26 protein-coding genes are annotated in these 23,616 nt (G+C 32.7%); 4 read left to right on the plus strand and 22 right to left on the minus strand.

The features are described from left to right. Positions 1-11: 11 nt before the first annotated feature. The 4 genes from JI750_RS08815 to JI750_RS08830 all read right to left on the minus strand — a co-directional run bounded on the left by JI750_RS08815 (position 12) and on the right by JI750_RS08830 (position 4,100). Positions 12-410 (minus strand): hypothetical protein, encoded by a 399-nt coding sequence (locus JI750_RS08815; protein WP_202000470.1) that lies wholly within the window; start codon positions 408-410, stop codon positions 12-14. Between the two features lie 480 nt (positions 411-890). Next, a complete protein-coding gene (locus JI750_RS08820; protein WP_202000473.1) occupies positions 891-1,247 on the minus strand; it encodes a hypothetical protein in 357 nt (118 codons plus the stop codon). A 7-nt stretch (positions 1,248-1,254) separates the two neighbouring features. Beyond that, on the minus strand, positions 1,255-2,553 hold the full coding sequence (locus JI750_RS08825; RefSeq protein ID WP_202000475.1) for a hypothetical protein: 1,299 nt from the start codon (positions 2,551-2,553) through the stop codon (positions 1,255-1,257). A 479-nt stretch (positions 2,554-3,032) separates the two neighbouring features. After that, positions 3,033-4,100, minus strand: coding sequence for a hypothetical protein (locus JI750_RS08830; RefSeq protein ID WP_202000478.1), 1,068 nt, complete (start codon positions 4,098-4,100; stop codon positions 3,033-3,035). 865 nt (positions 4,101-4,965) lie between these two features. On the opposite strand from JI750_RS08830, the gene prfA reads away from it, so the two are divergent. Next, positions 4,966-6,042 (plus strand): peptide chain release factor 1, encoded by a 1,077-nt coding sequence (gene prfA, locus JI750_RS08835; RefSeq protein WP_111365195.1) that lies wholly within the window; start codon positions 4,966-4,968, stop codon positions 6,040-6,042. Between the two features lie 476 nt (positions 6,043-6,518). Here the strand turns inward: prfA and JI750_RS08840 are convergent, their stop codons facing one another. The 11 genes from JI750_RS08840 to JI750_RS08890 form a co-directional block, all read right to left on the minus strand. Next, positions 6,519-6,896: a hypothetical protein gene (locus tag JI750_RS08840; RefSeq protein ID WP_202000481.1), complete on the minus strand. Its 378-nt coding sequence runs from the start codon at positions 6,894-6,896 to the stop codon at positions 6,519-6,521. Between the two features lie 28 nt (positions 6,897-6,924). Then, entirely contained in the window at positions 6,925-7,284 is a 360-nt protein-coding gene (locus JI750_RS08845) for a hypothetical protein (protein ID WP_202000483.1), read from the minus strand. Between the two features lie 47 nt (positions 7,285-7,331). Next, on the minus strand, positions 7,332-7,616 hold the full coding sequence (locus tag JI750_RS08850; RefSeq protein ID WP_198856936.1) for a YtxH domain-containing protein: 285 nt from the start codon (positions 7,614-7,616) through the stop codon (positions 7,332-7,334). Positions 7,617-7,674: 58 nt separating this feature from the next. After that, complete coding sequence (locus JI750_RS08855; protein ID WP_111365189.1) at positions 7,675-7,827, minus strand: lmo0937 family membrane protein; 153 nt, start codon at positions 7,825-7,827, stop codon at positions 7,675-7,677. A 35-nt stretch (positions 7,828-7,862) separates the two neighbouring features. Beyond that, on the minus strand, positions 7,863-8,510 hold the full coding sequence (locus tag JI750_RS08860; RefSeq protein ID WP_202000487.1) for a porin family protein: 648 nt from the start codon (positions 8,508-8,510) through the stop codon (positions 7,863-7,865). 36 nt (positions 8,511-8,546) lie between these two features. Next, on the minus strand, positions 8,547-9,116 hold the full coding sequence (locus tag JI750_RS08865) for a DUF4142 domain-containing protein (protein ID WP_202000490.1): 570 nt from the start codon (positions 9,114-9,116) through the stop codon (positions 8,547-8,549). 134 nt (positions 9,117-9,250) lie between these two features. Continuing rightward, entirely contained in the window at positions 9,251-11,038 is a 1,788-nt protein-coding gene (locus JI750_RS08870) for a CHASE3 domain-containing protein (protein ID WP_202000492.1), read from the minus strand. A 13-nt stretch (positions 11,039-11,051) separates the two neighbouring features. Beyond that, complete coding sequence (locus tag JI750_RS08875) at positions 11,052-11,501, minus strand: response regulator (protein ID WP_111375939.1); 450 nt, start codon at positions 11,499-11,501, stop codon at positions 11,052-11,054. A 21-nt stretch (positions 11,502-11,522) separates the two neighbouring features. Then, positions 11,523-12,074 carry a helix-turn-helix domain-containing protein gene (locus JI750_RS08880; protein ID WP_177210350.1) on the minus strand — a complete coding sequence of 184 codons (552 nt, stop codon included), beginning with the start codon at positions 12,072-12,074 and terminating at the stop codon, positions 11,523-11,525. Between the two features lie 157 nt (positions 12,075-12,231). Further along, complete coding sequence (locus JI750_RS08885; RefSeq protein WP_111365179.1) at positions 12,232-12,417, minus strand: CsbD family protein; 186 nt, start codon at positions 12,415-12,417, stop codon at positions 12,232-12,234. A gap of 152 nt (positions 12,418-12,569) precedes the next feature. Beyond that, positions 12,570-13,043: a Dps family protein gene (locus JI750_RS08890; RefSeq protein WP_202000494.1), complete on the minus strand. Its 474-nt coding sequence runs from the start codon at positions 13,041-13,043 to the stop codon at positions 12,570-12,572. A 285-nt stretch (positions 13,044-13,328) separates the two neighbouring features. Here JI750_RS08890 and pyrF point away from each other — a divergent pair, with 285 nt between their 5' ends. From pyrF to JI750_RS08905, 3 genes are all read left to right on the plus strand, one after another. Continuing rightward, complete coding sequence (gene pyrF / locus JI750_RS08895; protein ID WP_202000496.1) at positions 13,329-14,150, plus strand: orotidine-5'-phosphate decarboxylase; 822 nt, start codon at positions 13,329-13,331, stop codon at positions 14,148-14,150. A 106-nt stretch (positions 14,151-14,256) separates the two neighbouring features. Beyond that, a complete protein-coding gene (locus tag JI750_RS08900; RefSeq protein WP_202000498.1) occupies positions 14,257-15,057 on the plus strand; it encodes an ABC transporter substrate-binding protein in 801 nt (266 codons plus the stop codon). A 700-nt stretch (positions 15,058-15,757) separates the two neighbouring features. Next, the gene (locus JI750_RS08905) at positions 15,758-17,251 is read left to right on the plus strand and encodes a catalase (RefSeq protein ID WP_202000500.1); all 1,494 of its coding nucleotides are present in this window, start codon (positions 15,758-15,760) and stop codon (positions 17,249-17,251) included. 181 nt (positions 17,252-17,432) lie between these two features. Here the strand turns inward: JI750_RS08905 and purU are convergent, their stop codons facing one another. From purU to JI750_RS08940, 7 genes are all read right to left on the minus strand, one after another. Then, positions 17,433-18,287, minus strand: coding sequence for a formyltetrahydrofolate deformylase (purU, locus tag JI750_RS08910; protein ID WP_202000502.1), 855 nt, complete (start codon positions 18,285-18,287; stop codon positions 17,433-17,435). Positions 18,288-18,392: 105 nt separating this feature from the next. Continuing rightward, complete coding sequence (locus JI750_RS08915; protein WP_202000504.1) at positions 18,393-19,112, minus strand: DUF4197 domain-containing protein; 720 nt, start codon at positions 19,110-19,112, stop codon at positions 18,393-18,395. Between the two features lie 134 nt (positions 19,113-19,246). Beyond that, the gene (locus JI750_RS08920) at positions 19,247-19,810 is read right to left on the minus strand and encodes a hypothetical protein (RefSeq protein WP_202000507.1); all 564 of its coding nucleotides are present in this window, start codon (positions 19,808-19,810) and stop codon (positions 19,247-19,249) included. 28 nt (positions 19,811-19,838) lie between these two features. Beyond that, on the minus strand, positions 19,839-20,261 hold the full coding sequence (locus JI750_RS08925; RefSeq protein ID WP_202000511.1) for a cytochrome c oxidase assembly factor Coa1 family protein: 423 nt from the start codon (positions 20,259-20,261) through the stop codon (positions 19,839-19,841). Between the two features lie 136 nt (positions 20,262-20,397). Further along, on the minus strand, positions 20,398-21,267 hold the full coding sequence (locus JI750_RS08930; RefSeq protein ID WP_202000514.1) for a hypothetical protein: 870 nt from the start codon (positions 21,265-21,267) through the stop codon (positions 20,398-20,400). A gap of 146 nt (positions 21,268-21,413) precedes the next feature. Then, the gene (locus tag JI750_RS08935; protein WP_202000517.1) at positions 21,414-21,767 is read right to left on the minus strand and encodes a hypothetical protein; all 354 of its coding nucleotides are present in this window, start codon (positions 21,765-21,767) and stop codon (positions 21,414-21,416) included. Positions 21,768-21,966: 199 nt separating this feature from the next. Further along, positions 21,967-23,541, minus strand: a complete 1,575-nt coding sequence (locus JI750_RS08940) for a L,D-transpeptidase family protein (protein WP_202000520.1) — start codon at positions 23,539-23,541, stop codon at positions 21,967-21,969. Positions 23,542-23,616: the final 75 nt, after the last annotated feature.

Below are 23,616 nucleotides of genomic sequence, written 5' to 3' on the forward strand. Positions count from 1 at the left end.
TACTTTTTAAATTATTCAATTTCAAAACTTGCTTCTACTTGTAAGTAACTTTTTTTACCATCTTCAGTTTTGACTAAAAAAATAACATAATTTTTAAGGTAATCCCAAAGATCATAATCTCTTAATTTTAACCTTCTATTTTCATCATAGAATTTAGACGACCTAATAAATTCTTTAAGACTAATTTCTCTTTTTTTAGTCTCGTAATTCTGTATCTTTTGAACTCCTGTAAAGTAAAAGTCACCGATATTAGCACCACTCCCATCTTTTATGTAAAAATGATTTGGAATTTCTGTATGTGTAATAATATATTGGCTATCATAAGAAAAGAATAGTGTATCTTTTACTTTTTCCTGAGCTCCTACAAAGCACGGAAATAAAGACAAAATAATAAGTATAGCACTTTTCATATCGTTTATTTTTTATTATTAATTATTGCAAGGGCTTGTTTTGGAGAATTTCTCCACTCTACTAGCAAGAGCTTCTATAGATGCTTTTGTTGCATCTGGTAATTCATTCCAAGCTTTTACATCGCTATCCCTCAACCCTCCCCAAGCAAGAGCCTCGTAAAATTCATCATTTGGCGCTTCACCATAATACGCTGTATAAGCGCTAATGTCAGCAGGAAAAAGACCTTCTTTGCCATAATGCTTATAAAAGCTAACCCATTTTCTGAGATTACTCTCGGTAAAATTGTTCTCTTTTGAAACCGAACGAATTGAATAATTGTTTTTAGAACTTCCTGAACACAGCGAAGTTTAAACTCATAATTATACTTTACTTTTCTTTCCATAAAAATGCCCCCAAATAGTGTCTGACTTTTTTGGGGCAGTTCAGAGACATTTTGCGCAGTTTTTTAGTTGGACTCTTAGAAAGTATATTTAGATATTTTACTCGCAAGTAATTTTCCTTACAAGATGGTCAACGGCATAAGATTTTTTTTTGTCTTTTAAATAGACAACGAAGTAATAATTTTTATTTGCATTATCATTTTGTACAATACTATTTAGCTGTTCTCTACTAGTATTTATTGTTAATTTATTACTACTTGAAATAGGATTCGAACTAAAAAAGATTTTTTTATTATTTATCATAAATTTGAAACCTGATACTTCTTGATTGTTAGTGTTTTTTCTATAGACGATTTCATCAGCTTTATTGTCAAATTCAAAAATGATTTTTTTCTGATTTTGTGAGAAAACTTGAAAGCTCACAGTCATTAACATTGTTATCAATATCTTTTTCATATTCTATTTAATTACATTGTGTACTCCCCGTTGAAAGCCAAGAGTTATATGTGCTTGTAATACTTTGTTTTTTTGCTTCTGTTAATGCATTCCAAGATGCAGTGCCTTTTAGGCCTGCCCAAGCAATAGCTTCATACTGAGATTGAGTTAGTCCAGAATCATATCCTTTTAAAAAAGAAATAATCGTATCTATGTAATGAGCTGCCATTTGTTCATGCTGCATTCCATTTACACCATATCGTGTATAATAGTCATAAAGCCCTGGATAATTATGTTGTGTTAACATTTGATTTAATTTAGTAACATCAATTTCCCCATTCACAGAAGACAAACTTAATAGTTTTCTAAACATTTCAGCATGAATCATTTCGTGCATAAACGTTCTTGCTACATCAAGTCCTGGTCTATTCAAATTATTGAGATTAAAAGAAATATCAATAAGATAATTTGAAGGAGGACTTGTTTCTGCATTTACACCATTTGACATAGTACTACTTGCAGATAATTTTAAGTTTGCAACCGAAAAATTACCATCAAAATTACTTAGATATTTTTGAAAAGTTGCTGATCCTCCCAACTTAGCAAATACGGAAGCTAAACAAGGATTATTCGAAAATGATGGATCTGTGATTATTATTATAGTTGTTTCTGATGGATTTGTTGTCCCGGCGCCGCCGCCGCCGCCATATTGAGGATGGGGTTCTCCATCATCAAAACCTCCTCCATCGCAATATAGCAATTTTATAGGAGTAAAACTACCATCTCCATTCCACCATCCTAAAAATGTACAGTCTAAATTTTCTTCACGCCATTTTGCAGTTAATGAAGGCTGAACTTTCTGATCATTCTTAAATTTAAAAGCACTGCTTTTGTTCGTACTTAAATCTTGTATAAATATCTGACCGTTAAAATTATCTTTTACAGAGTAATAACTATAGTTTTTATCTGAGATATTGGCACTCTCACTTTCTGTGAATATTTGAACATAATACATTTTAAAGTTATTAGGCTCATTTTTTATAAACATCAAACGATGATGGTCATTGTATAATGTTCCATTTTCATCTGAAGTGCTTAAATTTTCTTTGAGTGTAAAAGGAACTTCAATTACCTCTCCATCCTTGCCGTTTGATACTATGGCATTTTCCCACTGCAATTTGCTAATATGTTGCAGAATGGAAGTATTATATTCTGATTTGTGATCATTGAACCAGTTTTTTGCTTCTCCAGTTGGTTGAATGTTAAGATTACTGCTGTTATCCTCAGAGGCGCAGTTTGTAATTAAAAGGACGCATACTAGAAGCATACTGCCCTTTATAAGGCTTGTAAATTTTTTCATAATAAATTGGTTAAATAGTTTAATTCTTATAAACATAAACTTTATTTTTAAATATTAAGAAAAAGATTACGATCTTTTTATAAAAATCAGTAAAACATAATCACTTTCTTCATTTTAGAAACAAAAAAAACGCAAAGTCAGAGACATTTGCGTAGCGTTTCAGTTGAAGACCTCGTGGAGCAGGGGTTTATAAGGTTGAGATTTAATTTCTGGGAATAAAAAAAACGCAAAGTCGTAGACATCTGCGTTTTTTTTTCGATTGTACACTTTGCGGAGCAAAGAGGTTATTTTATATTATTTTTGGTTTGTTTTGATTTGTTTTTTAAAAATTTAAATAACAAATATATCGTATACAAGATAAATAAAGTAAATATAATTACAATGACTTGCCAAATACCTACAGATAGGCTAAAATCGTTAAATGTCTTTTCCATAAATTTATAATTTTAATTTCTAATTCCTGATTCAATATGTCCATTCAGATTGTTAACAACAATTTCGTAAGTGACAGTTTGAGAATATACGTCACCTATTTCTCCTATACCAGTTCCATATGTAATTTTACCTATGAGCGTTATATTTGTTTTATTTCCAACAGTAGCTTGGTAGTACGTTGTTTGATGCCAATTGTAACCTAATGTGAGCCCCCAACTATCACTAGTTACCGAATCTATTGAAAAAGGTTTTCCAATATTTTTATTCTGAACTACATTGACCGTAATTCCTGCCCAGGGAAGAAGATAAAAACTCACCTTGGCCAAAACTTGATTTTTTTGCTCCTGTGTTAATTCAAAAAAAGTCATATTAAAAGCTGATGGGTCACTTTCATTAATGGTTTGTAATAATTGCCAATCTGATCCTACAGCGCCACTTCCATCAGCACCACCACCATATCCTCCGCCGCCACTACCATCGCCAGTGCCACCACCGCCACAAGAAATCAAGTACATAACATCGAAACTACCATCATCATATGTTTTAACTAAATAAAGACAAGTTTCATCTTCAAGTTTTATTTTACTATTTATTGAAGATGATATTGTTTTATTTCCGCGAATACTAAAGTAATAAATTTTATTTTGAGAATCTAAAACAGTAATAAATCCTTCAAAATTCGATCTTATTTTATAAAAATTGAAGTTTTTATCATTTGTGGCGAAATCACTTTCGTTAGTTGAAATTACGATATGAGATAATTTATACAGATTGCTTTTATCTGCAACAAAAATCAATCTATTATATGTTTTAAGTGATTTGTCATCATTCTTTACAGCAATTTTGTCATCCAAAATTAAAGGAACTTCAACTACTTTCCCTTTTTCTCCATCCGTAACTATCGCTTGATCCCAATCTATTTTTTTTGTGTATTTGAGAATCGATAGTTCAGGTTTGCTTCGTTCCAACCATTTTTTTGCATTAACAATTGAAGAGTCTTGATTGCTGACATCAGTACTTTCATTTTCACAATTCGTTAGCATCATCGCAATGGTAAAAATAAGAATTACTCTTATCACATTTTTGATTTTTTTTTCTCATCTTTTTGGTTTTTAAATTAATAATTAGCAAAACAGTACCTAGGTTTGTTAGATTTCTGTTAGTTTGTGTTTTTCTAAAGTTTGACGATTTTATATAACTTATTGCATAATTTAATATGCTTTGTTGTCTTTTCATTTTCTTTAGTTAGAAAATCAAAGCTAAAAGATTTGTAAGCTAAGTCTTAACCTATAATCGGTTATCTTTAGTCGAAAATCGAATAAGTAATCAATAAGTTGAATGGAATATTGACTTTCCTTGAAATTGCCTTGCAGTTATTGCCAGAAGATGAAATGGAGTTGTTGGATGATTTGTGTAAATTTCATCTAGAATATTGATCTAAAAAAAACGCAAAGTCAGAGACATTTGCCTAGCGTTTCAGTTGAAGACTTCATGGAGCGGGGAAACAAAAAAAAACGCAAAGTCGGAGACATTTGCGTAGCGTTTCAGTTGAAGACTTCTTGGAGCGATGTGCACTATTGGACGCTTGCGTCAGTGAGCGCACTATATTTCTTCATTAAATTATCAAAGTTTTTCCAAAATTTACGACTTTGCTTTTTAATTGAATCTGTTTGATTTATTTTACTCATTGCAATATTTGCCTTATCGACATAGCTCAAATAATTCCCCTAGCCCTGATAGAAGCGGCATCCTTTTTAGGCAAACGAAAAAGAGTTTATTAAACCGTAAAGTTCCTGCCTAAAAAGATATAGCGGATAGCAGGAAACAGCTCCTAAAAATCATTACAATTCCACTAAATATTCAACTTAAATTCCGTAAAAAATGAACACTAGAATTTTCGATAAAAATTTTGTAATTTTGCCGTCCAATAAAAGGAATTAGAAAATGTTAGATAGACTTCAATATGTAAAGCAGCGTTTCGATGAGATTTCGGATTTGATTATTCAGCCGGATGTTATTTCTGATCAAAAACGTTATAAGCAGCTTAACCAAGAATATAAAGGGATAAAAGCGCTTGTTGAAAAGAGAGAAGAGTACATCATAATTTTAGCAAACATCGACGAAGCAAACGAAATTATTGCTGACGGAAGTGATGCTGAAATGGTAGAAATGGCCAAAATGCAATTGGATGAAGCAAAAGAACGTCTGCCAGAATTGGAGGAGGAAATCAAATTTATGCTTATTCCTAAAGATCCTGAAGATGCGAAAAACGTAATGGTGGAGATCCGCGCCGGAACGGGTGGGGACGAAGCGAGTATTTTTGCTGGTGACTTGTTTAGAATGTACACCAAATATTGCGAATCTATGGGATGGAGATCATCTGTTGTAGATATGAACGAGGGTACTTCTGGAGGTTTCAAAGAGGTTATTTTTGAAGTTACTGGAGAAGATGTATACGGAACTTTGAAGTTTGAAGCGGGTGTTCACCGTGTACAGCGTGTTCCGCAGACAGAAACTCAAGGACGTGTGCATACATCGGCTGCAACGGTTATGGTTTTGCCAGAGGCTGAGGAATTTGATGTTCAGGTAGATATGAACGATGTTCGTGTAGATTTCTTCTGTTCGTCTGGACCTGGAGGACAGTCGGTAAATACTACGAAATCGGCTGTACGTTTAACGCACATTCCAACAGGTTTGGTGGCGCAATGTCAGGATGAGAAATCGCAACACAAGAATAAAGATAAGGCTTTAATGGTATTACGTTCTCGTTTGTACGAAATGGAATTGGCCAAAAAGCAAGAAGAAGATGCTAAAAAACGTAGTTCTCAGGTAAGTTCTGGAGACCGTTCGGCTAAAATCCGTACGTATAACTACGCGCAAGGCCGTGTAACCGATCACCGTATTGGTTTAACGCTTTACGATTTAGGAAACATCATGAACGGTGATATTCAGAAAATCGTTTCTGAGCTTCAGTTGGTTAACAACATGGAGAAATTGAAGGAAGCTTCTGAGGTGTACTAAAGTACACAGGTTCAAAGGGACATAGTTGCAAAGGTTCAGAGGTTTTTTCTCTTTGAACATATTTTTTTGAGTTGCTAAGATTCTAAGTCTTTTCTCTTTGAAGATAAATATATTTAAAGCCGAACTTGTTCGGCTTTTTTTGTGGAAGAAAACGAAGATTGGAAAAAGCTTAGAGCCTTAGAATTTCAGAAGCTTAGGAATTCAAGAAAAACATTGCCAGCGGTTTCAACCGTTGGAACGCAAAGTATATAGGGACAAAATGATAAAGGCTAAAAAAAAAGATTCAGAGACACAAAGCTTTTAAACTTTGCACCTCTGAACCTCTGTAACTTTGTACCTTTTAAAAAAAAAGGCTATACCCCTAAAAATACTCTAGTATATTCTAAACATTTATATAGATTCGAGTAAACGTATACACCATTTTTTATTACTATTTCGCTTAACTTTTCCATAATAATTAAATTAAGTTAGACAAATTACTCTCTAGACGGTTCGTATTGTGATGATTCTTCTTCATCTTGAGAAGATTCATGATGAGGTTTCGAAACCAGATTGGTTACAATAAGCTGAACGATAGAGCCAAGGACTCCTTTGAACATCGAATCGCCTTTTCCGACAATAAATCTTTTGGCCAAATAACCAATTCCGATACTGATTGCCGATTGAGCGATATGGCTTTTAAAACCAACTGTTTCGTTGATTTCTTCAACCGTGTTGCGGATCAGGTTTATCGGCTTTAAATTGTCCTTAATCTCATCGATATGGTCTTTTATTGCGCACCATTCTGCATCTTGGCGAACTTCTAATTCCTCAATTTTTTGATTTAACTGATCAATATTGTAAATGGCTTCCATAGTCTTTTATGTTTATCAATGAATTAAATCAGTTTTTTGTTTCTTTTAGAATACTGGAGATAATCGTATTTCCAATTGGAGTTTTTATCAATTTATGGTGTGATTTTACCACAACAATCACTACAATAAGATAAAATAGTGCCATGATAAAAAAGCCGTAGTAATACTCTCCAAGTTCTTTACCAATCCATAAACTGATCCCGATATTCAGGAACAAAGTAAAAAATGCAACAACAATACCAATCGCTATCTTTGAAGCTAATGATGAAGCACCATCGGCAACAGAACACACTGTTTTTAGTTTTAATAATTCTAAACTTGTTTTAGCATAGTTCTCTGCTTTTTCATAAAGATTTAAATTCTCGTTTGTTGTTGCATTTGGTTCCATGATATAGGGTTTTATGGTTTGAAAATTTCACTAATTAATGTGTGCTATTAATAGTTTGATTTTACTGTTTTCACATCGTCTTTTAGCGTGTTGTAATCTTCTTTAACTTGGTTAAGTTTAGATTTTCCTTCTTCGATAATTTCTTTACCGTTTGAAGTGATTGTGTTTACAATGCCATCAAATTTTGTTTTCAAGTTATCCCCGTAATCTTTCGATTTGTCTTTGATTTTTTTTCTTGTGTTTGACCCTTTGTCTGGTGCAAATAATACACCTATGAATGCTCCCGCCGCTGCGGCTCCTAAAATTCCTAAAATTGTGCTACTAGTTTTCATAATAAATAATTTAATGGATTAATATTTAATAATTTGTTGATTTAATAAATTGTGATTTTTAAACTTCTCGACCTTTAATTAGTCGAAGCAATACGGCAATAATGGCAATTACGAGCAGAATATGGATAATGCTTCCAAAACTGTAAACAAAGAACCCTAAAGCCCAAAGTATTACCAGAATCACTGCGATGGTATATAATAAATTTGACATGGTTTTTTATTTTAGCGGTTAATAATTGTTTTTTCTTAGTTCAACTTATACGACAGGTATAATGTCAAGTTGCTATTTTTAGCGTCTGGTACTGTGTAAGTTGTCCCAGCAATAGTTCTTTCTTTACCAACAGTTGTTAAACCGTAATTGTAACGTAATCCTACACTAATTGGGTTAAAATCTACTCCAATACCTGCAGCAATACCTGCATCAAATCTTGCTAAATCGTCTGCATCAATATCTTCATCAAAATCAAAAGTTCCGTCTCCAGTTACTTTAGAACTTACTAAGTATGATGCGTAACCACCAGCGTGTATATTAAAATTCTTTGTTACGTTTACTCTCACTAATAAAGGAACTTCGATATAGTTTAATTTGAATTTTGTGCTTCCGCTTGCAAAAGCATTGCTATATTCTAATTCTGAACCTTTTGTAGTAAACAAAATCTCTGGCTGGATGGCAACGAAATCTGAGATAGGAAGTGTGGCGTAAACCCCAGCATTAAATCCGTATAAAATATTGTTGTCATCTACATCATCTCCGCTGCCGTATAGGTTAGACATGTTGAATCCTCCTTTTACACCGAATTCGGTAGTTACATTAGTGTCCTGAGCGTGCAGCATTCCGAATGATGCTGTTAAAAAAAGTGTTAAGGCGCATAAAAATTTGGCTTGTAATTTCATAGTAAAAAATTTAGTTAATAGATAGATAATAGGCGTTTATTCATTTTGTTTTTTTATTCTTTCAGTCTCTCGTAAGAGTTTGTATTGTTCTGGCAAAAAGCGGAGAACCAATTCGAGAATTTGTTTGTCATTTGTTTCTCTAGAAATTGTTTCAAGCAACTCAATCTGGTCACAGATCGCTTCTGTCATCGTATCTAAATAGATAGTATTAAAATCGTTATTATTTGCATCAATGAGGTTGTACAGGTCTCTTTTGTGCGTGGCATTTATTTCGGTAATGACAATGAGCTTTGATGTGGCCATTTTGGTTATCGCTTCCAACAATTGACTTTCTTGAACTTCTATTCTTTTGCTTAATTCCTGAACGATTACATCTGAACTTTTTTGTTGTGCAATTTGACTTTTTGAAATAATAGATTTGCTGATATTCGCCGTTGAAATAAAAAAGAAGACTTCTGTTTCTTCTCTGTCATTTTTTGCAAAAGCCTGATTTTTTAAAGTGTTTTCAATCGGATTAATTTTTCGGCATGACGTGATGCATAGTACTAATACGATTAAGCAAAAGACTCTAAAATATGCAGCCTTTAATAGGGGAATTATTTTCATTATTACTTCCTAAAGTATTACATTACAAAGATGCTAACGAATGAAAGATTTTACTTTACAGCATAAAAAAGAAACGTTATATAATTCCCATAGTAGGCTTATATAACGCTTTTTATGTGTTTTTTGAATGAAGTTTAATCGGGTAGAAACACCGTAAATATGGAGCCTTTTCCTAAAGTGCTATCGGCTACAATGTGCCCTTTATGATTCTCTACAATCTTCTTGCAAATGGCTAATCCAATTCCGGTTCCAGGATAATCTGTTTTAGAATGAAGACGCTGAAAAAGTATAAAAATGGTTTCTTTAAATTGAGGGTCAAATCCCATTCCGTTATCTGTAAAAGTGATTTTATGAAATTTCTTTACAGACTGTTCTAAAATTTCTGGATAATCGGCAGAGTTTACTTTTTCGCTAGAAATGGAAATTTCAGGATTTACATCGGGCTGACTGTATTTTAATGAATTTCCAATTAAATTGATAAACAGCTGTTCGATCTGATACGGAATAACAGAAAGCTTCGGAAGTTTTCCAATGCGCTGAATAACGGCTTTCTTTTCTTCGATTACTTCGCCTAATTCAGATTCGGCATTATCCAAAAGCTCATTAAGATTCATTTTAATGAATTCCTTTTTGGTTGTATTGGTTCTTGAAAACAAAAGAAGGTCGTCTATTAAAACTCGCATTCTTTTTGCTGAACTTTCTATTTTAGTAATGTAATTTTTTCCGCTTTCAGACATAACTTCTTTATCTGCGCCAGAAACTCTAGAAATAAAAGTTTGTATTTTTCTAAGCGGTTCTTGCAAATCGTGACTGGCAACATGGTTGAAAGAAGCCAGTTCTTTGTTGCTTTTTTCCAGTTCTTTATTTCGTTCTTGAAGTTCGATATTTAGCAGATGTTCGTCTGTGATGTCAAAATTGATTCCCAACAAAATCTTACTGCCTTGCTGATCTGTTACCAATTTACCTGTTGTTTTAAAATAACGGACTTCAAAATCTGGACGTACAATTTTATAATATACAAACGGAAGATGTTTCTTTTCTAGAATTCCGTCTATAGCTTTGGCGACAGATTCTTTGTCGTCTGGGTGAACATATTTTATAAGTGTCGCTTTATTTGGCGCAAAAGATTTTGGCTCAAGACCTAATAATCGAAATTGGTTGTCTGAAAAATCAATTTTATCAGAATCCAAATCCCATTGCCAAGTGCTGAATTTACCAATATTTTCAGATTCAGAAATTAAACCGCTTGAAATAAGAAGCTTTTTATTGAATACTTTTAGACGTTCAAAATCACGGCTAATTTGACGATACGCCAATAAGATAAAACTCAAAGCTGCCAAGAATAATGAAATCGAAAACAGCGGACTCAAAGAGATCTCAGAATCGTAAATTTTAAGTCTTTTCTTTAAGAAATCCTTCTCGATGTCATTCATTTCGTCCACTTTAAAACGAATATTTTCCATTAAAATACGGCCGCCAAACATATGATTGTCCAGTTTTCTTTTATCGTAGGTTTTTGGATCACTGTATTTTAGGCAGTTTTCAAAAGAAACAAAACGCTGGGTAATGAGTTTGAAAAGTTTTTGGAGATTATCCTGCTGCCTCGGATTATCAGCAGTAAGTTTTTTTAAGGTGATAAATGAAGTATTTACCTTGTCTCGGGAATAAATATACGGAGTTAAAAAACGGGCGTTGCGAGTGATGATATATCCTCGCTGGCCCGTTTCTGCATCTTTAATAGCCGACATTAATCGTTCGAGCTGAATATTGATTTCGTATGTATGCATAACCAGCTTGCTTGATTCATTCAAGTCCTGATTATGTTTGTAAGCAATTGAAGAAAGAAATAACAGAATGAAAACTGCGATTACAAAAATAACTCTCAAAGAGTTTGAAGAATTAAAATTTGGTATCCACTTCATTATCGGTATGCTTTTATTTTAGTCGCAGCAAGAAATTATCACGGTTTAAACCTGAAGTATGATAATGCCAGTTTACAGTCACGACTTCATTAATTATTTTTTTGAGTGTATTGAAATCGCTTGGCTTTTTGATGTAAATATTAGCGCCTTGAATAAAGGTATCTTCGATATCTTCTTCTGATGAAGAAGTAGAATAAATGGCAATAATTATATCTTTTAAATGATCCGTTTTTTTGATTTCAATTAAACATTCTTTACCTGTTTTCTTAGGCATGTTTAAATCTAGAAACAAAATATCTGGAAGTTTATTGTCTGTGTTCATTAAATGATCCATAAGCTGCATACCGTCATGAACAAAACTTACATTAGTTTGTATTTTTATTTCTTCAAAAGCATCCTTAAAGAAAAGACGGTCATCTTCATCGTCATCGGCCAATAAAATGTGTAATGCGTTTTTTTGCATTGTAATGTGGTATTTGGGTTTTTATTTTAAATTTTCTCTTCGTTTCTTAATAATTCTCTGAAAAGCAGACGGAGTAATTCCGGTGGTGTTTTTAAACTGCGTACTCAAATGCGCCACACTCGAGTAGTTGAGTAAAAAAGCAATTTCGGTAAGACTCATTTCGTTGATAATAATCAGCTGTTTTGCTCTTTCAATTTTCTGTAAAATAATAAAGTTTTCTATAGAAGAATACGTTACTTCTGAGAAAACATTAGATAAATATCCGTAACTGTGATTTAGCTTTTCTGCCAAAAATACAGAACTTTTATAATTATTGCTATCATCCATAAATACAAGCTCGATAATCGCATCTTTTATTTTTTGGACTAATACGCTTTTTTGATTTTCAACTACTTCAAAACCGCATGGAGCCAATTTAGTTTTTAAATTGTCTAGCGCTTCGGCATCAAGATTGTCTTCAATCTCAATTTCGCCAAATCCCAGAGTTGTAAAATTTACATTGTTTTGTTCCAGATTTTGTTTTAAATAAAGAGAGCAAATAGTATTAATGTCGAACTTTATAAATAGTTTCATTTTATAGAATTTGGTTAAAGATACTTATTTTTTTTGGTGTTTTAGCTTTTAAATGGTTGAGAATTGCACGAAAATGCGATTTTAAAATAAAATTTTCAAAAAAATACCGTCTAATATTTTTTACTAGACGGTATTTCCCTGATTGAGTTGCAAGGTTTTACAATTCTGACAGGATTTGATGAAATTCCTCTTTTGTTTTTCCCAGTTTCTGCTGAAGTTTTCCGTACATTTCGTCTTCTTTTCCTTCAGCAAACATCAAATCGTCATCTGTTAACTCAGCATATTTTTGCTTTAGTTTTCCTTTCAACTCGTTCCAGTTTCCTTTTATTTCGGTAGTATTCATGATATCTCTTTTAAGTTTTTATTGTATTGTAAAATTGCAAATTTTATATCAGCGTTATGTTACATTTATTTTCTCGAGTGTTGCATAATTTTCATTTTAATAGAGAATGAAAATCAATTCATAACTCGCAATTCATAAGTCATAACACAAGATTATGCTTGATATCTCCTTAATATCCAAGCCATTTTTTCGTGTTCCTGCAACAATCCTGTTACAAAATCGGCAGAACCAGCATCGTTAGTTTCGTTTTCAAAAATCGGAATGTAACTTCTAAATTCTGTTACCAGCTGTTCGTGATTTTCTAAAAGTTCAGATAGCATGTTTTTTTGCGAAGCATATTCTTTTGGAGATTCTTTAAGAGTAGAATTATCTATAAACTCTTTCATTGTTCCAATTGTTTTTTCTCCCAACTGATTAATGCGTTCTGCAACTTCATCAATTTGGGCCTCAAGAATGCGATATTGTTCTTCAAACAATTTGTGCAGTTCCATAAAACTGTTTCCAGAAATGTTCCAATGAAATTTTCTTGTTTTTACATACAAAGTCATTTCGTTTGATAAAATCGTAGCTAGTATAGAAGCGCTCTTTTTTAAGTTTTTTGGTGTAATTCCGATATTTGGGCTCATAATTGTCTTTTTAATGGTTTATTTCAAAATTACTTTTGATTCTAATTTTTCTCTTACACAATTTTTGATAGATGTTATAGAATTCAATGTTAGTGAGATAATTTAGAATATAGTATGATTAATGTCACCTTGAGCGGAGTTGAAGGGCGCACAGAGACTTCGACTTCGCTCAGCCTGACAACACCAACTGACAACCATCAAGAGGCAACCATTAACAATTAACCATCAGCCGTTAACTCATTCACAATTATAATTTGTAATTTTGCCGCACAAGCAAAAAAGAATATGACAACACAACAACTACACGAACAAATTCTTCAAAAAAAATCATTTTTATGCGTTGGTTTAGATCCAGATCTAACTAAAATTCCGCAGCATTTATTAGAAACTGAAGATCCTATTTTTGAATTTAATAAAGCGATTATTGATGCCACTCATGATTTGACTGTTGGATACAAACCAAACACAGCTTTTTTTGAGGCGTACGGAATAAAAGGATGGATGTCTCTGCAAAAAACGATTAATTATATCAACGAAAATTATCCTGATATTTTTACAATTGCAGATGCAAAAAGAGGCGATATTGGAAATACTTCAAGTATGTATGCCAAAGCTTTTTTTGAAGACCTGAATTTTGATAGTGTAACGGTTGCTCCTTATATGGGAAAAGATTCTGTAGAGCCTTTCTTAGCTTTCGAAAACAAACATACAATTATGTTGGCTCTAACTTCAAATGAAGGAGCTTTTGATTTTCAGACTTTAAATACAAATGGAAAGGAATTGTACAAACAAGTTCTAGAAACTTCTAAAACTTGGAAAAACAGCGAAAACTTAATGTACGTTGTTGGTGCAACAAAAGCAGAATATTTTACTGAAATCAGAAAAATTGTTCCAGATAGTTTCTTATTAGTTCCAGGAATTGGCGCTCAAGGCGGAAGCTTATCTGAGGTTTGCAAATACGGAATGAATGATAAAGTGGGGCTTTTGGTAAATTCTGCTAGAGCGATTATTTATGCTTCAAAAGGAACCGATTTCGCTGAAAAGGCTAGAGAAGAGGCATTATCAGTTCAAAAAGAAATGGCAACTATTATTGACCGCAGATTTTAATTAAAAAGAAAAACAGATTTAACCGCAAAGTTCGCAAAGGAAATAATTTTGTGTTCTTAGCGTAAATCTTTGCGAACTTTGCGGTTAAAAAATACAATATAAGTAAATGAAACAATTAATCGACCAGCTTGGCAAAGTTCATACTTTCGAAACAGCTCCAAAACGAATTATTTCGCTTGTTCCTTCACAAACCGAATTGTTGTATGATTTAGGTTTAGAAGAAAAAATTATCGGAATAACGAAGTTTTGTGTTCATCCGTTTCATTTTAAATCCACTAAAAAGACTGTTGGCGGAACGAAGAAAATTCACTTCGAAAAAATAAAGCTTTTAGAACCGGATATTATAATCTGCAACAAAGAAGAAAATACGCTTGAGATTGTAGAACAGTTAAGTGCAATTTGTCCAGTTTGGGTTACCAATATTGTTTCTATCGAGGATAATTTCCAAATGATTTCAGATTTCGGACAATTATTCAATTGCAGAACCGAAGCACAGAAATGGAACGACAAATTGGCTTTCGCTTTAAGCGATTTTAAAAATTATATAAAAGATATAAAGGAAAAGAAAGCGGCTTATTTTATTTGGAAAAATCCATATATGGTGGCTGGAAAAGATACTTATATTAATGAGCTCTTAAAACTCAATCATTTTAAAAATATTTACGAAGATAAAGGACGTTATCCTGAAATCGAATTAAAAAAAATGCGTTTAGAAGGCGATCCTGATCTAGTTTTCCTTTCATCAGAACCGTATCCTTTCAAAGAAGAAGATGCTTTCGAAATCGGAAGGTTTACGCATCACGCCAAAACTATTTTTGTTGACGGCGAAATGTTCTCTTGGCACGGCAGCAGATTGCTAAAGGCATTTTCGTATTTTAAATTACTACACGAAAGACTTAAAAACTAAAATTCCAATAAAAAAATTCCAAATTCCAAATTTCCAGTTTCGTAAAATTGGAATTTGGAATTTTTTTATTGGAATTTAATGCAAAAAATAATGCCGACATCTCGAAGACGCCGGCATTATTTAACTAACCAAAACCAAAATAATAAATAACCAGTTTATTACAGTACAAATATCCGACATATATCAAACTTATGCTGTTAAGGTCTTGTTATTACTTTGTTGGATATAAGTTAATGTTGAAATATTTAAAAAAATCCAATTTTTTTTAATCCCAAATTCCAAATTTCCAGTTTCGTAAAATTGGAATTTGTTTTTTTAACTTGGGTTTTAATCTAAAAGTGAAGTTTTACGAGAATTGGAATTTGGAATTTTTTTATTGGAATTTAAAAAATCCTGTTGGGATTTAATACAAAAAAGAATGCCGGCATCTCGAAGAAGCCGGCATCATTTAACTAACCAAAACCAAAATAATAAATAACCAGTTTATTACATTACAAATGTCCGACATATATCAATTTTATGCTGTTAAGGTTTTGTTATTACTTTGTTGGTCATAAGTTAAGATTTGGAAAATGGCCGTTTTGAGCTTTCTGTAACGTAAAATAATTTTTGATTATTAAAATATAATAACAATCAATTTTAGTTATGAATATGCTAAAGATAAGTTTGTATATTTGATAAAATGTTAAAAATCAGCAAAATGGAATCAAACAAAAAATTAACAACTGCAACCGGAACTCCCGTTCCAGACAATCAAAACATTCAAACAGCTGGCCCTCGCGGACCTGTTTTATTACAAGATTTTTGGTTTTTAGAAAAGATGGCACATTTTGACCGAGAAGTGATTCCGGAAAGAAGAATGCACGCCAAAGGATCTGGAGCCTACGGAACTTTTACTGTTACACACGACATTACCAAATACACAAAAGCAGACATATTTTCTGAAATTGGTAAAAAAACAGAAATGTTTGTTCGTTTTTCGACTGTTGCAGGAGAAAGAGGTGCTGCTGACGCCGAAAGAGACATACGTGGTTTTGCCATGAAATTTTATACAAACGAAGGAAATTGGGACTTGGTAGGAAATAATACTCCAGTTTTCTTTTTCCGTGATCCAATGAAATTTCCTGACTTGAACCACGCTGTAAAACGCGATCCAAAAACCAATTTAAGAAGTGCTGATAATAATTGGGATTTTTGGACTTTATTGCCAGAAGCTCTTCATCAAGTTACAATTGTAATGAGTGATCGAGGAATTCCGAGATCGTATAGAGAAATGCATGGTTTTGGAAGCCACACTTTTAGTTTTATTAATGTTCAAAACGAAAGACATTGGGTAAAATTTCACTTAGTTTCTCAACAAGGAATTGAAAACCTTTCTGATGAAGAAGCGGCTAAATTGGTGGGCGGAGATAGAGAAAGCCATCAAAGAGATTTATTTAATGCAATTGAAGAAGGAAACTTCCCGAAATGGAAAATGTTCGTTCAGATTATGTCAGAAGAGCAGGCGAGAACCTATCGTTTTCATCCATTCGATTTAACGAAAGTTTGGTTAAAAGGAGATTTTCCGCTAATTCCAGTTGGAGAATTCGAATTAAACAAAAACCCAGAAAATTATTTTGCAGAAGTAGAGCAGGCGGCATTTAACCCAGCTCACGTAGTTCCGGGAATTGGTTTTTCTCCGGATAAAATGCTTCAGGGGCGTTTGTTTTCTTATGGAGATGCTCACCGTTACCGATTGGGAGTAAACAATTACCAGATTCCAGTAAATGCTTCTAGATGTCCGTATAATAGTTTCCACAGAGATGGAGCAATGCGTGTAGATGGAAATTATGGGGGAAGAAAGCACTATGAGCCAAACAGTTTTGGCGAATGGCAAGATCAGCCAGAAGTAAAAGAACCGCCATTGGCAATTTACGGCGATGCTTATGCACATAATTTTAGAGAAGACGATTCAGATTATTTCACTCAACCTGGACTTTTGTTCAATTTGCTGACAGAAGAGAAAAAGCAGCTTTTATTTAAAAATACTGCGGGACAAGTAGGAGGAGCGCAGAAATTTATTCAAGTTCGTCATATCAGAAACTGCTACCAAGCCGATCCAGCTTATGGCGCAGGTGTAGCAAACGCGCTAGGAATGACAATGGACGAAGTAAATGCTTTTGATGACCCAAGATTGGCAATTAAAGCGAGATAAGTTTTTTTTAGGTTCAGAGTGGCAAAGGTTCAAAGAGACAAAGGCTTTCTGAACTAGATTTATAAAATTAAACCCGACAGGTTTTTAAAACCTGTCGGGTTTATTATTTTGAGATAATTGCTGTCAAACTGAGCGAAGTCGAAGTTTTTTAGGTAAAGAAAAGCCTCTGTACCTTTGAACCTTAAGAAAAAACCACCGTCTTATTGCTATAAACCATTGTTTTTCTTTCAGCGTGCAGTTTAATTGCCCTTGCTAAAACGATGCGTTCCAAGTCACGGCCTTTCATGATAAAATCTTCTACAGAGTGAATATGAGAAACTCTTGCGATATCTTGCTCGATGATCGGACCTTCGTCTAATTCTTCTGTTACGTAATGGCTAGTAGCTCCGATAATTTTTACACCACGTTTAAAAGCCGAATGATAAGGTTTTGCTCCAGGGAAAGCAGGTAAAAACGAATGGTGAATATTGATGATTTTATTTTCGTATAACGAAATTAATTTTGGAGTGACAATCTGCATGTAGCGCGCCAAAACAATAAAATTGATCTGGTATCTTTTCAAAAGCTCAATTTGTCTTGCTTCGCCTTCTTCTTTGTTGTCTTTTGTAAAAGGAACATAGTGAAACGGAATATCAAAACGTTCCGCAATCGAGCGCAAATCATTATGATTGCTTATAATCATCGGGATTTCAACACCTAATTCATCTGCACTATAACGCCCTAAAATATCAAATAAACAGTGATCATATTTAGAAACAAACAAAGCCATTCTAGGTTTTTGCTCCTGATTGTACAAATCCCAAGACATATTGAAGTCGGCAGCAATTGTTTTGCTGAACTCTTCTTTTATGTTTTCAATATTACTGCCCTGATTGGTAAATTCACATTCTAAACGCATAAAAAATACATTCTGCTCCACATCAACATGCTGGTCGATGTACGTAATGTTTCCTTCTACCTTAGCAATAAAAGTAGTCACTGCAGCTATAATTCCCTTTTGATCTTTACAGTGAATGAGTATGGTAATTTTTTGCATTTCGGTCTTTTGGTTTTTGGTTAGTTGCAAAGTTACAAAGGTTCAAAGTTGCAAAGGCAGCTTTGTCCCTTTGTAACTCTGTCTCTTTGAACCTTACAAGAAAAACTATTTTCCATCCTGCATTGCAAACACCTTTTGCAATAAAGGCGTTGTTCTTGCAGAGATATTGTTTCTGATATCTTTTTCTTCAACAGCAATCATTTTAAAAACACCAGACAAAGCTTGATTTGTTGTATAATCAGTCAAATCTGGATTTACTTTTTTTACTAATGGAATAGTGTTGTATTTTGTTATAATCTTTGTCCAAACAGCATCTGCGCCCACTTTTTCGAAAGAACTTTTAATTACTGGGTTAAATTTGGCGTATAAAGAAGTTGTCGTGCTGCCTTGCAAATAATTTGTTGCAGCATTGTCACTTCCTAAAAGAATATTTTTTGCATCTGTAAAAGTCATGTTTTTTACTGCTGTAACAAAAATCGGAGTTGCTTCTTTTACGGCATCTTCTGCAGCGCGGTTCAGCATTTTGATTCCTTCATCTGCAAGAGAGCTTAAACCTACTTTACGAAGAGTTGCATCTACTTTTTGCAATTCTTCTGGCATTAAAATTTTTACAGCTTCATTTTTATAAAAACCATCTACAGCGGTTAATTTACTCACTTGTTGTGTAATTCCTTTATTTAAAGCTTCTTTTAATCCAGAAGCAATGTCAACAGTTCCTGTAGTTGGAATCTGAGATGCGATTTGAGGCAATTGATTTAAAGTCTGTTGTACCTGTGCGCAAGAAGTAAGCGAAAATGTAACGGCTAATAGTAAAATCTTTTTCATTATGGGGTTTTATTTAAGTTTCAAAAATACTACTTATTCAAAAACAACGCCACAATTTTATTTTAAGCAAACTAACATTTTGTTGTAAACTTAACATATAAGAACTTAGAGTCTCATTTTTTTAGCTCCTCAATTTATGGCCAAGCCATTCGAATATTATCCTGCCAATAGGTTTTACTCGAAATATAAACAGGTTTTAATAATATTATAGGTTTATTATGAGCATCAAAATATTGAACGCGAATGATTTTTTCTTTAGCATCATCTTTCATATCAATGTTACCTTCGGCATTATCAATCAATTTCTTTTTTTGGAGATATAAAGAAGGTTTTTCAATAATATATTCTGTAACAGCTTCTCCATTTAGTTTTAAGTTGCATCCAATTAAATTTCCGTTGCTGTCAAGTGATTCAATTCTTTTTAAATAATTTTTTTCGTAATAATATATTTCAAAAGCAATCCTACAAGATCCTAGTTGAAGTTTATTATTTTGCAATCTAAAACGCAGTATCTGGTTTTTAGCATTTGTAAATTCAATAGAGCCATTTCCCTGTGCATTAATATCATTTCGTAATATTTTTGCAGGTTTTGAGAACTGTTTAATTTGATTGGCGTAAACTTGATATTTTTCGGCAGATTGTGAAAAAGATGAGAGGCACAGGAAAAGCCCTGTGAATAGACTAAAAAAAGATTTCATTTTATGATTTTGGTTTGATTAATAGATTTTATTTCTGCAATAAATCTATTTTCTCATTTGTATTTTCAATATAAACAGACATTTCAGAGTATTTCCATGTTCCTCTTTTTTCGCCCACAACAAACAAAGTTCCTTTGCCTTTAGGACCTTTTAGCGGCACTTGTACATCGCAAGCTCGTACGTTATTGTGCGAAGTAACAACTCCAGAAACCATTCCGTCTGTTTCGACAGGAGAACCGAGTTTTTCCACTACGAGTTTATTATTCTCTACAGCTAACATAGATTCTTTATAGGCTTCAGAATCTTTAAGAACCGAAGTTACTTCATAGAAAATTCCGCCAATAAATAAAGCCGCTAATATGATAAGAGTTAGGCATCCGCTGGGAATAAGCCATTTCCAGTTTCGGTTAAGCCAGCTTTTTTGTTGTATTAACTCGTTTGAATCTTCCATAGATTGTTTTTTAGGTTAAAAAGATAAAGCTAAAATAAGAAATAAATTTTGTTGATTTTCAGTGTTTTATATTAAATAAAAAATCACCTTATAAAATTCAATAAGGTGATTTTTTAGTTTTGAAATTATTTGAGTTTTATCGATTACTAAAAGCAATTTCTTCTAGTGCTACGGGATCACTTATTGCTTTTGAAACCTCTTGTTTTCTCATATTGTCATTGTCACCAGTTCCTGTACTTAAAATTAACTTTTTAGGAATAATTGGTTTTTCTTCAAAGATTGTATTGTATAATAAAACAGCCTGAAGAAATCCGCCATCATTTAAAAAATGAGGCGTATTTTGACCATAGCAAAGGTGGTCTGTACTGTTTTTTAGATAGTTGTAGCCATTTTTACCTCTATAAGCATCTTTAACAGCATCACCAATTTTCAATATCCCTGCGTTTTTTATAAAAGCAGTTGCTAAAATTGTATTTTTACGTAATTCTTTATAATAATTAGTATAGTCTGAATCTGTATAAGGCAATGGAGTCATGTTTTGGTACACATAAATTGCAACATCAGGACTATTTTTATGTATTTTTTCTGCAATTAGTTTTAGGTTTGATCTATATTTTTCAAGATTGGTTAATGCAATTTGAGGAGATTCCTGAAGGATTACAAAATCATAATAATTTCCATCTTTGTCTATAGTAGAAAAATTCTGATTGGCCTCTGTTTTATTTGTATAATAAACTTTATCAAGTGGAACTCCCATTGTTATTAGCTGCTGTACATTTACATTCTTATTATTTGCATTGCACAATTCCTGAAATAATGTGGGAGCGCTAACAAAATATTCGGTTTGATTATTTCCTATAAATAGTACGCGTGGTGGCCCTATTGCATTTGGAGCTTGCGGTTTGCTAATACCGTCGGAAGTTATGGAGTTTTCTGATGTGAAATTTTTACATGAAATAATGAGACATGAAACAATAATACCAAGAACTAAAATGTATTTTTTCATTGTTGATTTTCTATTAAAAAAAAGATTTGCAAATCTCTCTTTAACGCATAATCACATCAGCCTTAATAAGACTTAAAAATGTCAATTTAGGACAAAAAAAATCACCTTATAAAGTATAAGATGATTTTTAGGAAAAGATTTTGAAACTATATCAAATATGATAGTTTTAATTGTGGCGTATAAACAGGCATATTGTTGTCTAAATCTTTTAATATAGTATCAGTGTAATCTTTTCCGCCTTTCATTAGATAAAATAACGATTTGGCAATATAAATTGGGGCAAAAGGGAAAATATGACAGCTTAGCGATAAATTTAGAAAAAAGTGTTTTAAGGCATATTTGAATGTGCCTTCATTTGGGCGTATAAAATAAATATTTGGTTCCTTAATCCTTTTTACCATTTCAGAAATAATGAAAGGAAACATTATAAATTTCCCTCCTTGTTGAATTAAAACGTTTATTTCAAACATTGTAAGACCTTCTATATTATTTGTTTTCATAATAGTTTAGTTTTAAACATTTATAAAAAAATGGGGCTTAATTCTACTGCAAAATAAAGGCGAATTTCAAATTGTAATTACCTTTAAAAGCTTAAAAAATAGCATTTTAAGGTATTTTTGTTATTGGTGATAAAAATAATAAAGAGAGGATTTATCAAACCAAATTTGATAAATCCTCTCTTAGAATTATTAGCGTAAATTATTGATTTACAATTACAGCGTCGGGAAGCGTTTCTCCATTTGGATTGGCGTCTTTTTCGTAAACATCTTGAAAGAATCCAATTTCGCCTTTGTCATTTACCAATGAAGTAAAATAAGTAATGAAAATTGGCACTTTTTTAGACAGCTTAAAACTATTTTCTACTTTACCCGCCATAGCTTTGTCGATTTTTGCCTGAGTCCATTCTGGATAATCTTTCAGCATGGCTACGGCTAGTTCTTTAGCCATTTTCACGTTAATGCATCCGTGGCTAAAAGTTCTTTTTTCAAAATCGAATAAAGTTTTAGATGGGGTATCGTGCATGTAAATATCATCAGAATTCGGAAACATGAATTTTACTAATCCTAAAGAATTATCTGGTCCTGGTTTTTGTCTTACTTGTCCGTTAACCATCTCCATATTTTTTTCTGCAAGATAATTTGGGTCTGCAGCAATTTTAGATCTTAATTCATTTTGTACAATACTTTGCGGTACTGTCCAATACGGACTAAAAACGATTCGGTCAATTTCGCCATTAAAAATGGTGGTTTTAGTTAAAGGCGCTCCAACGAATACAGGCGAAGTCAATTGAACTTTTCCGTTTTTTACATAAATCAATTCATAAGAAGGTACATTTACCAATACATACTCGTCGCTAGCAGCAATTAAAGCCGAAATTTCACGGCATCTTTCCATGTTAAGTTTTAAAGTAGCAACTTTATCTTCAAGCGGAATATTCATTTCGTTAATGTGTTCTTCAGCCAAAATATAATTAGGTTTAAATCCGTTGCGGACTTTATATTTCATTACAGCATCCATCAATTCACGATCATAAACATTGCTTTTAGAATCGCTTTTTAAATCTCCTAATAAATATAAACGAGTTCTAACTTGTGCAATAGTGCTTGAAACTGCATCTGGACGTAAATCTTTATATGGAAATTCTTCTGGAACAATAGGTTTGTATTTGCTTGACTTTTCTAATCTTTTGTATTTTTTCAGAACATCTTGCAATTTGTAATATTGATCGTATTCTACTTTTGCATTTGCATCAACTGTAGCGGTTTCTTCTATAGTACTATAGTTTAAGAAATCTTTCAGCATAGCATCATAAGCTAGTTTTTTCTTATCAGCATTACTTTTTTTAGTGTACAATACATACAATGAACTTAAAAGCATATCTGCATCAGTTTGAGAAAGAATACTTTTGTCTGATGAAGAACTAAATAATTGGTCAATTTCTTTTTGGTAAGGAATGACCAAATCATTTGTTTTTTTTGCTTTTTCATACAAAACAGATCCAAATTCGCTGATTTCGTCCTCGTCAAACCAAATAGTTCCAAGAGTTCTGTTTTTGTACAACGACATGACATCTGATTTGTATTTTTTCAAGTCTGAATATCTTTTAAAGAAGTCGTTCGAAATTTCGTTTACATCATTTTGATTGTTGTAAACGGTTAAATGATTTGAAGCTTTTGTATTCTTATATGTAAAATTACTTTTTTCAATTTTGTTAAAAGAAAATACAAAAAAACTCAAACCTAAAATTACGGTGAATGAATAAAATGTTCTCATTTTTTTAATTTTTACGTTATTACTTTTCTACGTAAGTTTTTAGTAAAAATTTGGGGCTTTTCTACAATGCTAAAT

Origin of the sequence: Flavobacterium tagetis, assembly GCF_016735615.1 — a bacterium.
GTDB lineage: Bacteria > Bacteroidota > Bacteroidia > Flavobacteriales > Flavobacteriaceae > Flavobacterium > Flavobacterium tagetis.

Coding starts and splice junctions, on each gene's coding strand:
- JI750_RS08815 (WP_202000470.1), bottom strand. CDS start 410: ATGAAAAGTGCTATACTTATTATTTTGTCTTTATTTCCGTGCTTTGTA.
- JI750_RS08820 (WP_202000473.1), bottom strand. CDS start 1,247: ATGAAAAAGATATTGATAACAATGTTAATGACTGTGAGCTTTCAAGTT.
- JI750_RS08825 (WP_202000475.1), bottom strand. CDS start 2,553: ATGCTTCTAGTATGCGTCCTTTTAATTACAAACTGCGCCTCTGAGGAT.
- prfA (WP_111365195.1), top strand. CDS start 4,966: ATGTTAGATAGACTTCAATATGTAAAGCAGCGTTTCGATGAGATTTCG.
- JI750_RS08840 (WP_202000481.1), bottom strand. CDS start 6,896: ATGGAAGCCATTTACAATATTGATCAGTTAAATCAAAAAATTGAGGAA.
- JI750_RS08845 (WP_202000483.1), bottom strand. CDS start 7,284: ATGGAACCAAATGCAACAACAAACGAGAATTTAAATCTTTATGAAAAA.
- JI750_RS08850 (WP_198856936.1), bottom strand. CDS start 7,616: ATGAAAACTAGTAGCACAATTTTAGGAATTTTAGGAGCCGCAGCGGCG.
- JI750_RS08855 (WP_111365189.1), bottom strand. CDS start 7,827: ATGTCAAATTTATTATATACCATCGCAGTGATTCTGGTAATACTTTGG.
- JI750_RS08860 (WP_202000487.1), bottom strand. CDS start 8,510: ATGAAATTACAAGCCAAATTTTTATGCGCCTTAACACTTTTTTTAACA.
- JI750_RS08865 (WP_202000490.1), bottom strand. CDS start 9,116: ATGAAAATAATTCCCCTATTAAAGGCTGCATATTTTAGAGTCTTTTGC.
- JI750_RS08870 (WP_202000492.1), bottom strand. CDS start 11,038: ATGAAGTGGATACCAAATTTTAATTCTTCAAACTCTTTGAGAGTTATT.
- JI750_RS08875 (WP_111375939.1), bottom strand. CDS start 11,501: ATGCAAAAAAACGCATTACACATTTTATTGGCCGATGACGATGAAGAT.
- JI750_RS08880 (WP_177210350.1), bottom strand. CDS start 12,074: ATGAAACTATTTATAAAGTTCGACATTAATACTATTTGCTCTCTTTAT.
- JI750_RS08885 (WP_111365179.1), bottom strand. CDS start 12,417: ATGAATACTACCGAAATAAAAGGAAACTGGAACGAGTTGAAAGGAAAA.
- JI750_RS08890 (WP_202000494.1), bottom strand. CDS start 13,043: ATGAGCCCAAATATCGGAATTACACCAAAAAACTTAAAAAAGAGCGCT.
- pyrF (WP_202000496.1), top strand. CDS start 13,329: ATGACAACACAACAACTACACGAACAAATTCTTCAAAAAAAATCATTT.
- JI750_RS08900 (WP_202000498.1), top strand. CDS start 14,257: ATGAAACAATTAATCGACCAGCTTGGCAAAGTTCATACTTTCGAAACA.
- JI750_RS08905 (WP_202000500.1), top strand. CDS start 15,758: ATGGAATCAAACAAAAAATTAACAACTGCAACCGGAACTCCCGTTCCA.
- purU (WP_202000502.1), bottom strand. CDS start 18,287: ATGCAAAAAATTACCATACTCATTCACTGTAAAGATCAAAAGGGAATT.
- JI750_RS08915 (WP_202000504.1), bottom strand. CDS start 19,112: ATGAAAAAGATTTTACTATTAGCCGTTACATTTTCGCTTACTTCTTGC.
- JI750_RS08920 (WP_202000507.1), bottom strand. CDS start 19,810: ATGAAATCTTTTTTTAGTCTATTCACAGGGCTTTTCCTGTGCCTCTCA.
- JI750_RS08925 (WP_202000511.1), bottom strand. CDS start 20,261: ATGGAAGATTCAAACGAGTTAATACAACAAAAAAGCTGGCTTAACCGA.
- JI750_RS08930 (WP_202000514.1), bottom strand. CDS start 21,267: ATGAAAAAATACATTTTAGTTCTTGGTATTATTGTTTCATGTCTCATT.
- JI750_RS08935 (WP_202000517.1), bottom strand. CDS start 21,767: ATGAAAACAAATAATATAGAAGGTCTTACAATGTTTGAAATAAACGTT.
- JI750_RS08940 (WP_202000520.1), bottom strand. CDS start 23,541: ATGAGAACATTTTATTCATTCACCGTAATTTTAGGTTTGAGTTTTTTT.